The organism is Viridibacillus arenosi (genome assembly GCF_001955655.1).
GTDB lineage: Bacteria > Bacillota > Bacilli > Bacillales_A > Planococcaceae > Viridibacillus > Viridibacillus arenosi.
The window spans coordinates 522,154-536,313 of record NZ_MSPW01000002.1; the positions used below are offsets into that span (position 1 = coordinate 522,154).

Below are 14,160 nucleotides of genomic sequence, written 5' to 3' on the forward strand. Positions count from 1 at the left end.
TTCATTCAAATCGGAGGGGGAGAGATATGAAGTACTTATGTTTAAATGGGCCTAATTTAAATCGATTAGGTAAAAGAGAGCCAGGAATATATGGCTCGGAAACTCTTCAAGATATAGATAAAGCCCTTCAAAAGCTAGCTGGTGAGTTTGGTGCCACAATTGAATTAAAGCAGTCTAATCACGAAGGCCAGTTGATAGACTGGATTCATGACGCTGAAGACAATGAAATTGCTGGCATTGTCTTTAATCCAGGTGCATATACACATACAAGTGTTGCGATACGTGATGCTATCGCTTCCGTAAATGTACCTGTTATCGAGGTGCATATCTCGAATATACATAAACGTGAAGAATTCCGTCACCACTCATATTTAGCACCAGAGTGTGTGGGACAAATTTCTGGATTAGGGACTAAGGGGTACCAACTTGCATTACGCATGTTTTTAGAAAAATAACAGGGGGAATTGATTATTATGGAAAAGCTAAAAAAATTAAGAGCAGCATTACAAGAACAAGGGCTTGATGCAATGCTTATTACAAATGACTATAATCGTCGTTACATGACTGATTTTACTGGAACTTCTGGGGTAGCAATTGTTTCACAAAATGATGCAGTCTTTATTACAGATTTCCGTTATACAGAACAAGCTGCTAAGCAAGTGCAAAATTATCGAATTGTACAACACCAAGCTACAATCATTGAAGAAATAGCTAATCAAGTACAAGAAATGGGTATCAAAACATTAGCATTTGAGAAAGAAGATGTTAGTTATAGCACATTTGAAATATATTCGAAACATCTAAAAACTGATTTAGTCGGAGTTTCAGGTTTAGTAGAAAAAATCCGCTTGATTAAGACGGAACAAGAGATTAATATAATAAAGGTCGCTTGTGAAATAGCAGATGCTGCATTCGAGCATATACTAACATTTATTAAAGCTGGCAAAACAGAATTAGAAGTATCAAATGAATTGGAATTCTTCATGCGCAAACAAGGAGCAACTTCATCTTCTTTTGATACAATTGTTGCATCAGGTGTACGCTCGGCATTGCCACATGGCGTTGCAACTGATAAAATAATAGAAACTGGTGATTTTGTCACCTTAGATTTTGGTGCGCTCTATAACGGCTATATCTCTGATACAACACGTACAGTTGCAGTTGGAGAGCCTTCAGATCAATTGAAGGAAATTTACAACATTGTATTAAATGCTGAATTACTTGGATTAGAGCAGTTTAAACCAGGTATGACAGGTATTGAAGCTGATGCAGTAACACGTGATTATATTAAAGCACATGGATATGGTGAGGCATTTGGCCACTCAACAGGTCATGGAATTGGTTTAGAAGTACATGAAGGTCCTGGATTATCATTCCGTTCACCTACTGTATTAGAACCAGGTATGGTCGTGACATGTGAACCTGGTATTTATCTACCAGGAATCGGTGGTGTCCGTATTGAGGACGATACATTAATCACAGAGACAGGTAATGAAAAACTAACTCATTCCACAAAAGAACTAATCATTTTATAAAGTAATATTGGAGGAACATTCATGATTTCAGTAAACGATTTTCGTACAGGCCTAACAATCGTAGTAGACGGTGGACTTTTCCGTGTACTAGATTTCCAACACGTAAAACCTGGTAAAGGTGCAGCTTTTGTACGATCAAAACTTCGTAACCTACGTAACGGTTCAGTAATGGAAAAAACTTTCCGTGCAGGTGAAAAAGTAGAGAAAGCTCAAATTGACAATAACAAAATGCAATATTTATATGCTTCAGGTGATAATCATGTGTTCATGAACACTGAAACTTATGACCAAATTGAATTATCTGAAAACCAACTTAAAGACGAATTGAAATTCTTATTAGAGAACATGGAAGTTTCAATCATGTCTTACGAAGGAGAAATCCTTGGTGTTGATCTTCCAAATACAGTTCTTCTAGAAGTAATTGAGACTGAACCAGGTATTAAAGGTGATACTGCTTCAGGTGGCTCTAAACCAGCAACAGTTCAAACTGGATTAGTTGTACAAGTACCATTCTTTGTTAATGTTGGTGACAAATTAGTTATTAACACTGAAGAAGGCACTTACGTATCTCGTGGATAATTAAGTCATTCTTTAAAATCGACCCTTATAGCTTATGCTATTGGGGTCGTTTTTTTTTGTCTAATTCGATGTTTGTATGATTGGAAATCATAACTCTTTCTAACTTTGCATAGATTAGATTATACAAGAGGAGGGGCAGCTACGGAACTTCAAGACATTCTACGCATCGCCGGTATTGGACTTGTGATTGCGCTTTTACATATCTTCTTTGAACAAACCGGTAAAAAGGAATTTTCTTTTTTTCTTTATTTTCTTGCCTATATGTATATCGCAGCGGAACTACTTCATTTTTTGCGTTTGTTCTTTGATGAAATTCTCACCTTCTTCCAATGGTTAACGGCTACCTGAGCTTATGACGATATTATTTTACGCTGTGATTATGCTTATTCTTTTAATGTTCATTCAAATGGCAATTCCTGCTTTGCATCGTGTCTTTTATACGGTGTTTTTTTTCTTATTAATGAGCTTTTTATTAATGCGTTTATTCATACCGTTTCTTCAAAGGTTATTGCATGCATTTCCAATTGAGATCCCATATTTATCGCTTATCCTAGGCAGTGCATTTATATATTTCGTTTCAACAGCCGTGTCACAACATTTAAATGACCAGGATTATGAAGCACTTGCCTTTTTATCACATACAGCGGTAAAGCTTGTTATTTTATCGCTTTGGCTAAAAGAGATAATTGAATTATTTTCAATTTGGCAACGTTTGATCGAACCATAGTAGATAAAGGTTGTCATTTTTATGGACAAACTCAATTTAATAGAAGAGATTTTTGGGTAAACGTCAAAAAAAGATAGGAGGGCAAGATTGGACTGGTTACAGGAGATTTTGGTCGCCCCCTTCAAGGACACATTATTTACACTCGTTTCATTACTTTTTTATGCACTACTCTTTTTATTATTAAATTTTATAATGCCTCAATTTAAAGAGTGGACAAGGGTTTTCTTTTTTATCGCTATACTTACTACGACATTAAAGCCAGTTTATCAATCATTTACTATGATGCAGGCATTATCTGAGAATATGATTGCATTCTTTAGTGCCCTTTATCCAATATTAATGTCTGCAATGGCCATCTCAGCAGGAGCTATGTCATTAATGGCGTGGCATCCTATGTTATTACTACTCATTCAATTTGCTGTATTTTTAACGGGGAGATGGCTAATTCCTCTGTTGACGGCATCTTTGATTTTTGATTTTCTATCTCGTTTCATGCCAGAAATATCTTTTGCTCGAATGGCTGACTTTATACGAGTACTTGTATTAAGCGTCGTTTCTGCTACAGTCATGTGCTATTCGATGTTTCTAGTTATGAATAGTGTAGTTTCAGTATCTTTTACCGGAGCTGCACTAGGACCATTGAAAAAGATGATCCAACAAAACATTCCATTCATAGGTTCTTTTATAACTGAGAGTTTAAGTACATTTAGAAAATATTCATCAACTACTGCAACGGTAACGAGTACAGGTTTAATGATAGGTATATTTACTGCTGCTATTATCCCGACATTGAAAATTTTAATGACAGGATTAAGTTTTCGTTTCTTGGCAGCATTGATGGAACCTTTTTCTGATAAAGATATTGCGAGTTTTTTAGATGATATAGGCAAAACATTATTTGTTTTGTGTGCAGTATCTTTTATTATTGCATTTGCCTTCTTTTTCACAGCGATATTAGCCGTTATACTTCTGAAACTACAAATACAAGAAGGATAGGATTGGGGTTGTGGAAGCATTTTTACTTGGTTTAGTCGTCATTATATTCGTTGGCAAAATTGTAAGTTTACTATTGGAGGACCCAGAAGAGTGGGTTATTCTATTGAAAATAATCGTTGCAATATGGATTTTAAAGTTTGTTTTTAATTTTTGGCATTAGTATCTCATAGATTAGAGTTATGCTTCATACAATGATGTAGATAACAGGAAAGATGTGAAGAGGGGGATGACTAGCTCGGGCGGTGCAGAATATGAAAAAAACGTCAATTTACTATGTAGGAATATTGATGGCAATTGTCATCATTATTGTGGCCATGTTTTCATACAATAATGAAAATCCTATGAAAACATCGTCTAAAGGAGAGAATGTATCTACTAATGAAGCGGAACAGCTAGCAGTCATTTTATCTAGGATTGACAAAGTCGGGAAAGTTGAGCTTTATTTTTATGCAGGTGGACAAACGGCACAAGATGTAAAAAAAGATTCTTCATCCTTAGAGAATTATTTCAGCTGGTCTAATACAACTGGACAAGAAAGTGGGCAAGTAACCGGAGTATTAGTTGTTGCGGAAGGGGCGAATGACATCGCTGTAAAGAATGAATTAGTAACTACGCTGACAAAAGTGCTGGAAATTCCTGCACACAGAATTGTTGTAATGCCTATGGAAAAGAGAGGGGAAATAAAATGAGAGTAAAAAAGAGAGCAGTTTGGTTTTTAACATTATTGAGTTTAGCAGCAGTTATTTCAGTGTACTATCTTATGAATCCAGCACAACCATTTAATGGTCTTAAAATCTTCTCAGATAGCACATTAAATAGCACAGCAGTTGATGATATTGCTAAACTAACAGGCAATGATAAAACACCTGTCACAGCACAAAGTGACTTATTTGAAGAAATGCGTATGGAGTTAATAAATGAACGTAGTCAATTGAAAACAACTCTAACGCAAAAAATAGCTTCAGATAAGTATACAGCTGAAGAAAAGAATGAAGCATTTAACGAGATGGATGTTATTGTTAAGAAAGAATCTAATGAAGCGATGTTAGAATTGCTCATTAAAACTTTAGGTTATTCAGATGCATTTGTACGAGCTGAAAATGATCAAATTCGTGTTACAGTACAATCTGCTGAATTATCAAAATCAAAAGCAGATGAAATCGTATACACGGTTAAAAAAGAGGTACCTACAGCTGGTAAAATAGTAGTCGACTTTAAATCTGAGTCTTTTTAACGAAAAAATAACGATATTGTCTTGAATAATTCCTATTTTCAATTATCTATTTAAAAATACCCCAAAACACGATAGAATAAGTAGTGTATTATATTTCACAAAATTAAGGGGAGTAATTTATGTTGAAAATTCAGGAAATTCGAGAAATTATTAAATTAGTAGATTCATCTTCAATCGACGAGTTCGTTTATGAGGTAGCAGATACAAAAGTGAAACTTAAAAAACATGGTGGTGTGGCAGTTGTAACTGAAGCGCCAGTAGTTAAAGTAGCTCCAGTTGCAGCGCCAGCACCAGTTGCGGCTCCTGCAGCACCAGTTGCAGCACCTGTTGTAGCTGAAGCAGCGCCAGCAGCACCAGCAGTGGATGCATCATTATACAAAATCACTTCACCGATGGTAGGAACTTTCTATCAAGCTCCAAACCCTGAATCACCAGCTTTCGTAAAAGTTGGAGATAAAGTAGGCGAAGAAGCAGTAGTATGTATCGTTGAAGCTATGAAATTATTTAATGAAATCGAAGCAGAAGTTAGTGGCGAAATCGTTGAAATTCTTGTTAAAGATGGCGATCTAGTTGAATATGGTCAACCTCTGTTCCTAGTAAAAGAGAACTAAGGGAGGCCTATCCAAATGAAAAAAGTATTAATTGCAAACCGTGGAGAAATCGCGGTACGTATTATTCGCGCTTGTAAAGAATTAGATATTCAGTCTGTAGCTGTGTACTCAGAAGCAGATCGTGATGCACTTCACGTTCAATTAGCTGACGAAGCATATTGCATCGGACCAAAACTTTCTAGTGAGAGTTATTTGAAAATTAGTAGTATACTAAGTGTTGCTCAAAAAACTGGCTGTGATGGAATTCACCCAGGATATGGCTTCTTAGCAGAGAATGCTAGCTTTGCAGAAGCATGTGAAGATGCTGGTATTACTTTCATTGGACCAACTTCAGATGCCATCAAAATGATGGGTATTAAAGATATAGCAAAAGACTCAATGATTAAAGCCGGTGTACCTACAGTTCCAGGTTCAGTTGGTATCGTTGCAGATGCAGCTGAAGCAGCCGAAGTTGCGAAAGGTATTGGTTACCCAGTAATCATTAAAGCAACTGCCGGTGGTGGTGGTAAAGGGATCCGTGTAGCACGCACTGAGGAAGAATTGATTAAAGGTGTTCAAATCACTCAAAAAGAAGCTGCTGCAGCATTCGGTAACCCTGGCGTATACTTAGAAAAATTCATCGAGGATTTCCGTCATTGTGAAATACAAATACTAGCGGACAACTATGGCAATACAATTCACCTAGGTGAACGTGATTGTACAGTTCAACGTCGTATGCAAAAACTTGTTGAAGAAGCTCCGTCTCCTGCACTTTCTGAGGAACGTCGCGTTGAGATGGGTGAGGCTGCAGTTAAAGCTGCGTTAGCTTGTGGATACCGCGGTGCTGGTACGGTAGAATTCATCTTTGACTACCATGAAGACAAGTTTTACTTCATGGAAATGAATACACGTATTCAAGTAGAACATCCAGTAACTGAAATGATTACAGGTATTGATCTTGTTCAACAACAGCTTAAGATTGCTTCTGGCGAGAAATTAGTGTATAAACAAGAAGATGTGAAAGTGAATGGTTGGGCGATGGAATGTCGTATCAATGCTGAGAATCCATCTAAAAACTTTATGCCTTCACCGGGTAAAGTAGAAGATTATATAGCTCCGGGTGGTTACGGTGTCCGTATCGACTCTGCTATGTATCCAGGATATAGTATTCCTCCGTTCTACGATTCAATGGTTGCAAAATTGATTGTACATGCAGATACACGTGAAGAAGCAATTGCTAAGATGAAACGCGCATTAGGTGAATTCATTGTTGAAGGACCAGGCATTCAAACAACAATTCCTTTCCACGCTAAATTAATGGATCATGAGGTATTCAAAAAAGGTGATTTCAATACGAAGTTCCTTGAAGAAAATGACGTCATGAATTCATAAGAAAGGGGCGAATTCTATGGCTGAAAAAGTGATACAATCTTTACCTCAAAGCACTCCTGCTGGTAAGGAAGAGCTAGGTAAGATTGAAGTAGCGCCTGAAGTTATTGAAGTTATTGCAGGAATTGCTACTACAGAAGTGGAAGGCGTTTCTGGTACAAGAGGAAACTTCGCTACAGGCGTAGTAGAAAAATTCGGTAAAAAGGTTCATGGGAAAGGTATTAAAACCGAATGGACTGAAGCGGGCTTAATCGTAGATGTATATTGCTTCGTGCAATATGGAGCATCTGTTGCGAAAGTAGCTCATCAAGTTCAAACCCAGATTCGTGAAGCTATCTTTAATATGACATCTCTTGCAACGCAAGAGGTAAATGTACATATTACCGGCATCCAATTTGATCAAATGAACGATGCAAAAACTGAATAATGTAAAAAAACACCACTTCCAATGAAGTGGTGTTTTTTTATTGTGTTGAAAATCAAACTCGTCATTAGAAAGAATCAAATAATCTCGTTAAAAACTCTTTGGTATAAATAAATGAGAGGTTTTTATTTGTTTAAAGATATCCCACAATCGATTACTAATGAATCTATGATCCAAATAATAAAATAATTTTGCTATAGCTAGCAATTTAAACGATTTAAAGTTAATGCTCATAACTACTAGAGGATAATGAATAGTTTAGGAGTTTTTTCTTATAGTTTAATGAATGTATAGTGATATAGGTAAAAAATATAAAGGTAAAATATTTAATGCGATACATTATTACTATATAAGAAAAAACACAATTCAAGTAAAGTTTAAGTAATGCGACTTTTTCGATAATGAAAATGATATTTTTATTATAAAACCAATAAATAGGAGATAAGTTTTAGGTTGTAATAACTAGAGTGAGGGAAATAAATTGGAACTTATTAGATGTAAAACAATTCATATGATTCATGATGTAGTGTAAGATATCATGGTACTTTAGATTTATAAAAATTGAATAGGCAAACCTAGAGAAATTTAGGGACGCAAAGCTAGAGGGGCTAAGGTTGAAAAACTATGCCAGCCAGTTGCCAAAGAGTACATTATACTTTTTGTTATTTTGGGTTAAATAAAAATGTCTTAATCATTTTTATTTAGACGTTATCAAAAGTTAGATACTCTCTTATAGAGTAGCTTTTTTAATGAACTTCTTAGGGTTTTATTCATCTGGAGGAGAAAGCATATGTCGAAGAAAATGTCTAAATTAATTGCTATTGCAACATCAGCAGCGTTGTTAGCAAGTTATTCGGGGAGTGCTGTGAATGTTTTGGCAGCACCGAATACCAATGCTAATAAAACGGCATTAGAAAGCAAGATCAATGAGGCAATAAATGCTACAGTTAGTAAATTTGATTTATACGGAAATAGTAATTTAAGTGAGTATAATGAAGTCTTCAAAATGAATAATACAAACATTAAATCGATAACAAACAACGGGGGAAATTATTCAGGCTCTCCTATTAATAAAGCAATAGATGGTGATATGAATACACATTGGGAGACTGGAAGAGCGAATACTGCGCAGTTTACTAACGAGGTAGTATTCAATTTAAATGAATCGACTGAATTAAATAGAATTGTTTATGCTGCTAGACAAACCAGTGCTAAAGGCAAAGGATTTGCGGAAGAGTTTGAAATTTATAGCTCTATCTTGGATGAAGGTGATGATTATACTTTAGTATCTCCTGGAGAATATAAAGGTTCAACCAGTGATGTTGTTGAAATTCAATTTAAACCAACTGAATTCAAAAGAATCAAATTTGTGTTCAAAAAGGCCAATCAAGATTGGGCAAGTGCAGCAGAATTTAGTTTTTATAAAGAAGACCAAGTAAAAGAGAGTATGAAAAAACTATTTACTGATGAAAACCATAATAAAGTATCTGATGAGTTCAATACAGTAGAAAAGTTAGAAGCATTAGAGAAAAAGGTTCAATCACACCCTTTATATGATGAATTTAAAGAAGATATAGAAGATGCATTAGTATTAATAAATGAATCAAACATAGAAGCAACTAAAGCCAAAACAAAACCTTTTGAGTATTATTCTAATGAGGAATATTCTAAGTTGTTTAGAATGGATATTGAAAATATTAAGAGTATCCGAAATAATGCTGGTCAGTATCTTAGTCAAGTAATCGGGAATGCCGTCGATGGCAACCTAGATACTTACTGGGAAACGAATAAAAGTAATTCAAATGACTTCACAAATGAAGTAGAAGTAGAATTTAAAAAATCAGTGGAATTAAATAGAATCATGTATGGAGCAAGAAAATCTGATCGCAAAGGATTCGCTGAAGAGTTTGAAATTTATGCTTCTCAAACGTCTAAAGGAGATACATATCAACTAGTTACAACAGGTAAACATAATATGGTAGAAGGATTAGTCGAAGCTAAATTCGAATCTACTAAATTTAAAAGAATTAAATTTAAGTTCAAGAAATCAAATCAAAATTGGGCAACTTTATCGGAATTAGCTTTCTATACTGAAGATGTCATAGAAGATAAGGTGAATAGTATTTTCACTGATGGAACAATGAGTAAGGTAGTGCCAGAATTCAATAGTGTAGATAAAATCAACGCACTGGAGAAGGAAGCGAAAGGACACCCACTATATTCTATTCTAAAAGATCGACTAGATTTAGCTAAATCTATTGTGAATGGAGAAGTTCAAATCGAAGGAACTCTAGTTGTAGCAGAACAACATGGAGATATGGTGAAACATGCAAATCAAAACCTGAAGTTTGGCTTTGGTAACAATCTGCAGCCTACAGGCTTCGCTGCTCAACCAGGAGATCAAATTACTGTTTATGTTGATGCGGATGCAACAGGACCATTACCTAAGTTATCTTTTGCCCAGCAAGAAGGTTCTTGGTCTAGTTGGAGAAAAGATGTCAGCCTAGTACCAGGTAAAAATGAAATCACTGTACCAAAGGTTAATAAAGATAGCTGGTATAACAAGGCTGTCACTCCTGGTGGAAGTATTTATATCATTAATCCATATACGAAAGAACAACAAGAAAAAGCGCCGACAATCCGATTTGAAGGTGTGAAAAAAATTCCTTTCGCAACAGCAGATACTAATGTAAAAGAGTTCAAATCATTCTTAATTGATTACAAGAAAAAATTAGATGAAGATAAAGCAAAACATCCAAATGTTGAAGATAGAGAAATGCTAGACGTATTCGAATTCGTGAGTGACCATATTTTCTGGACGGGTACAGTAACAGGTGCGTACAAAACGTATATAGAAGATTGCTATAGCCCACTTGAAACAATCAAGTCGTACAATACACATATGAAAGAAATATTTAAATATTATGGACTGGATGCTAGTAGTGAAAGTCATGACCCTAAATATATTCGAGATAATGTACGTCTTGCTCAACCATATGCGTATATGTATGCAGCTGGCGACCATATCGGTACTTTAGATGATGTTGTTGCTAATCACTTAATTCCATTTGAAGTAAGAGGCCCATCATGGGGCTTAACACATGAGATAGGTCATAGAATGGATGTAAGTGTTAGGTTATACGGTGAAACAACGAACAATATGTTACCACAATACATGTCTGGCTATTACGGTAAGTTAGATAATAGAATCCCATATGAAGCAAACATTTATAAAAATGTAATAAAAGAAAATTTAAAAGATTATAATGATCAAGGAGTTTTCGAGAAGTTAGGTGTGTATTGGCAATTAGAGATGTATAGCCCTGGCTATTGGGGGAAATTAAATAGACTTTATCGAGAAAGAGATGTAAAGCTTACAGATGGAGAAAGCTCTAAACAACAATATTTGGTTGAATTCTCTTCTGAAGTATTGGAGTTGGATTTAAGTGAACATTTTGCTAGACATGGATTTGTGGTTAATGAAAAAACAAGAGAGAAAACTGCCAAGTATAAGAAACCAAAGAAATCGTGGTATTTAAATGACTCTGTAGTAGGCTATGAAGGAAGAGGAATAGAAGACAAAAATGCTTCGGTTAAAGTTAGCATTGCTTCGAATGCTTCCGCTAAATCAAAGACGTTAAGTTTCAAAATGGATAAGAAATATAAGGACGATTTCTTAGGCTTTGAAATTTATAGAGACGGTGAATTAGTTGGATTTACTAGTACTGATCAATTTGTAGACCAAAAATTAGACATGGATCAAAACTATACTTACAAAATTATTGGCTATGATAAGAAACTAAATAGTTTAAAACCAGTAGAAGTGAAGGCGTATCAGCCAACTCTGTCAGCTGAGGAACATGTAACCCTAAAATTACGCCAAGAATTTGATCCAATGGATTACGTAAAAGCGGCTACATATCAAGGTGATGATATAACGAAAGATGTAGTTGTAAAATCGAGTAACGTCGATGTAACAAAAAAAGGGAAATATGAAATTATTTATGAAGTGAAGAATGCTGGGACTACAGAAACAAAAACAACAAAATTTACTGTGGCAAGTGATTTCACATTTATCTCTGATTTGGATGCTAAATCAGCTAATATTGCATGGGGAGGACTAAAGAAAGATTTAGCACCTGCTGGTGGAGCAATTACATTAGTTAGACAAGGCTTAGATACTACCTATGCAAAGGGAATCGGCGCACACGCAAATTCTGAAGTGGTTTATGACATTGAGGGCAAAGACTTTGACGTCTTCGAAAGCTATATAGGAATTGATCAAGCTATGAAAGGTAAAGCTTCAACTGCAACATTTGAAGTATGGGTTGATGGCGAAAAGAAATTCGAAAGTGACGTATTCAATGCGAACACAGAACATGAATTTGTAAAGGTTCCTGTTACTGGTGCTAAAGAGATAAAACTAGTGACAACAGATGCCAAAAATAACGGTAACACAGCAGATCATACAGTATGGGCAGATGCTAAGTTCACGAAAAATTCTAGTAAACCTTCATTAGCTGTACCGAAAGAAATAGTGACAGTTAAATTAAACGAAGACTTTAATGTATTAAAAGATGTAGAAGCATTTGATACTGAAGATGGCGATTTAATAGAGCAAGTTGAGGTTAAAATAAACGGCTTTAACTCAAATAAAACAGGTACTTACAATGTAGAATATTCGGTAACAGATAGTGATGGGAATACAATCTCTAAAACTAGAACAATAGTTGTTTATAGTGCGGCTTCTTACTTAAGTGATATCGATTGGGAATCAGCACGAACTGATTATGGAACAGTTCGAAAAGATAAATCTAGCACAAATAACAATATTAAATTACTAGTGAATGGTAAAAACAAAGAATTTGAAAAAGGTATTGGAACACATGCAAATGCTGAAGTGGTTTATAACCTTGCTAATTCTAACTACGAATATTTTGAAACATTTATAGGTGTGGATAGAAATATACAAGAACAAAATAATTCAAGTATTAAGTTTAAAGTTCTAGCTGATGGAAAAGAAGTTTATGACAGTGGGCTAATGAAATATAATACAGAAGCAAAACTAGTAAGAATACCTGTAAAAGATGTAAATGAATTAAAACTAGTTTTAAATGATGCAGGTAATGGAATTTCTTCAGATCATGGTAGTTTCGGTGACGCAAAATTCTTAACTTTAAATAATGCACCAAAAATGACAATAGCTAAATCCATTTCAACTAAAGTAGGACAAAAAATCGATTTAAATGAAAGCTATTCAGCAATTGATGCAGAGGACGGGGACTTAACATCTGAAGTAAAAGTTACAGGAACAGATCAAGTAAACTTTGATAGAGCCGGCAAGTATAAAATTGCGTACACAGTTACAGATAGCGATGGAAATACAGTGACAAAAACTAGAACAATCGCAGTGGTGGATATGGATGATTATAAGTACTTAACGGATTACGATTGGAAGTCAGCAAATACAGGTTGGGGAACACTTACGAAGGATAAGTCTATAAGTGGTAACGCATTAAGACTTACAGATGATTCTGATGAAGTAGTATCATATGAAAGAGGTATCGGTACTCACGCGACATCAACAATCGTCTACGATTTAACGGACAAAGACTCTGCATATTTCAGTTCATTTGTTGGAGTCGATAGACAAATGTTTGGATCTGTAGGAGCAGTAAGTTTTGAAGTATATGTAGATGGTGAAAAGAAATTTGATAGTGGCGTAATGAATTCAAGAGACCCACAAAAATTTGTAGAAGTAGATATAAACGGAGCGAAGGAACTTAAACTAGTAGTTAAAGACGGTGGAAATGGTAATGAATCTGACCATGCTACTTGGGGAGATGCTAAATTACATTTCGCAAATGCAGAAAGACTATTCACGAAAGATCTAGAAAAAGCAATTGAAGAGGCAAAAGGAATTGATAAAGATGATTATACCTTTGAAAGTATGGAAATTCTAAAAACTACGCTAACTAAAGCAGAAGAGGTTCTAGCTAATAAAAAATCGACTCAACAAGAAGTAGATGAAGGGTTAGCTTTATTAAAAGCTGCTAAAGAAGGTTTAGTTGAAATAGATTTAACTCAAGTGATTACTATAAAAGATAAATATTTAAGTAATTCTATCAAGAAAACGTTAGGATTAACTGGAGATATTACGCTTGGTGATATGTATAAACTGACAACTTTAACAAGTGAATCAAGAAGAGCTAGATCTCTTGAAGGTTTAGAACATGCTAAAAACTTAGTAACGCTAAATATTACAGAAAATGAAATAACAGATTTCTCTCCATTAAAAGGTTTAACTAAATTAGAAAATTTAATAGCTGATCCACAATATGTTGAAGTAGGAGAATTAAAAGGGTCAGTAATTGAAGTAGAGAATCTTGTTTTAGGAATAGATGGAAAGAAAGTCAAACCGCATTTAGCTGGGGTTAGAAACACTAAAACCTTTAAAGAAACAGAGATTGATATCAGTGAGTGGGAGCAAAATCCTGATAAGCTAATGATAGATATTTCAAAAGAGGATAAAGGAATCTACATGATGACATTAGTCTATAAAGTAGAAGACAACCCTATATATTTAATTTATGTTATTGATAATAATTAGTTTAAAAATTTTTATGGTAGAAATATTATTGGATAATAACAGGGAAATTTAATTTTGTCTATTGTATTATTTTGTA

General features: G+C 34.8%; 13 protein-coding genes and 1 riboswitch. All 13 genes read left to right on the forward strand.

The genetic code is table 11. The annotated features are described in order from the left end of the window. The first annotated feature begins 26 nt into the window (after positions 1-26). The 13 genes from aroQ to BK137_RS06480 all read left to right on the forward strand — a co-directional run bounded on the left by aroQ (position 27) and on the right by BK137_RS06480 (position 14,084). Positions 27-455, forward strand: coding sequence for a type II 3-dehydroquinate dehydratase (gene aroQ, locus BK137_RS06425; RefSeq protein WP_038186705.1), 429 nt, complete (start codon positions 27-29; stop codon positions 453-455). Positions 456-473: 18 nt separating this feature from the next. Continuing rightward, entirely contained in the window at positions 474-1,535 is a 1,062-nt protein-coding gene (locus BK137_RS06430; protein WP_038186704.1) for a M24 family metallopeptidase, read from the forward strand. 21 nt (positions 1,536-1,556) lie between these two features. Beyond that, positions 1,557-2,114: an elongation factor P gene (gene efp, locus BK137_RS06435; RefSeq protein ID WP_038186701.1), complete on the forward strand. Its 558-nt coding sequence runs from the start codon at positions 1,557-1,559 to the stop codon at positions 2,112-2,114. Positions 2,115-2,219: 105 nt separating this feature from the next. Next, positions 2,220-2,462 (forward strand): SpoIIIAC/SpoIIIAD family protein, encoded by a 243-nt coding sequence (locus tag BK137_RS06440; RefSeq protein ID WP_051448760.1) that lies wholly within the window; start codon positions 2,220-2,222, stop codon positions 2,460-2,462. 4 nt (positions 2,463-2,466) lie between these two features. Then, the gene (locus BK137_RS06445; RefSeq protein ID WP_038186698.1) at positions 2,467-2,841 is read left to right on the forward strand and encodes a hypothetical protein; all 375 of its coding nucleotides are present in this window, start codon (positions 2,467-2,469) and stop codon (positions 2,839-2,841) included. Positions 2,842-2,928: 87 nt separating this feature from the next. After that, positions 2,929-3,837, forward strand: a complete 909-nt coding sequence (locus BK137_RS06450; protein WP_051448759.1) for a stage III sporulation protein AE — start codon at positions 2,929-2,931, stop codon at positions 3,835-3,837. A gap of 10 nt (positions 3,838-3,847) precedes the next feature. Further along, positions 3,848-3,997, forward strand: a complete 150-nt coding sequence (locus BK137_RS22225; protein WP_155981195.1) for a hypothetical protein — start codon at positions 3,848-3,850, stop codon at positions 3,995-3,997. Between the two features lie 91 nt (positions 3,998-4,088). Beyond that, positions 4,089-4,526, forward strand: coding sequence for a hypothetical protein (locus tag BK137_RS06455; RefSeq protein ID WP_038186695.1), 438 nt, complete (start codon positions 4,089-4,091; stop codon positions 4,524-4,526). Next, entirely contained in the window at positions 4,523-5,071 is a 549-nt protein-coding gene (locus BK137_RS06460) for a SpoIIIAH-like family protein (protein WP_038186693.1), read from the forward strand. Before BK137_RS06455 ends, BK137_RS06460 begins: the two co-directional genes overlap by 4 nt. A 119-nt stretch (positions 5,072-5,190) precedes the next feature. Continuing rightward, positions 5,191-5,682, forward strand: a complete 492-nt coding sequence (gene accB / locus BK137_RS06465) for an acetyl-CoA carboxylase biotin carboxyl carrier protein (protein WP_038186691.1) — start codon at positions 5,191-5,193, stop codon at positions 5,680-5,682. Between the two features lie 15 nt (positions 5,683-5,697). Then, positions 5,698-7,053: an acetyl-CoA carboxylase biotin carboxylase subunit gene (gene accC / locus BK137_RS06470; protein WP_038186680.1), complete on the forward strand. Its 1,356-nt coding sequence runs from the start codon at positions 5,698-5,700 to the stop codon at positions 7,051-7,053. Between the two features lie 16 nt (positions 7,054-7,069). Further along, positions 7,070-7,477 (forward strand): Asp23/Gls24 family envelope stress response protein, encoded by a 408-nt coding sequence (locus BK137_RS06475; protein ID WP_038186672.1) that lies wholly within the window; start codon positions 7,070-7,072, stop codon positions 7,475-7,477. 555 nt (positions 7,478-8,032) lie between these two features. Beyond that, a riboswitch (cyclic di-GMP riboswitch) is annotated at positions 8,033-8,117 on the forward strand. A gap of 147 nt (positions 8,118-8,264) precedes the next feature. After that, complete coding sequence (locus BK137_RS06480) at positions 8,265-14,084, forward strand: NPCBM/NEW2 domain-containing protein (protein WP_051448758.1); 5,820 nt, start codon at positions 8,265-8,267, stop codon at positions 14,082-14,084. Positions 14,085-14,160: the final 76 nt, after the last annotated feature.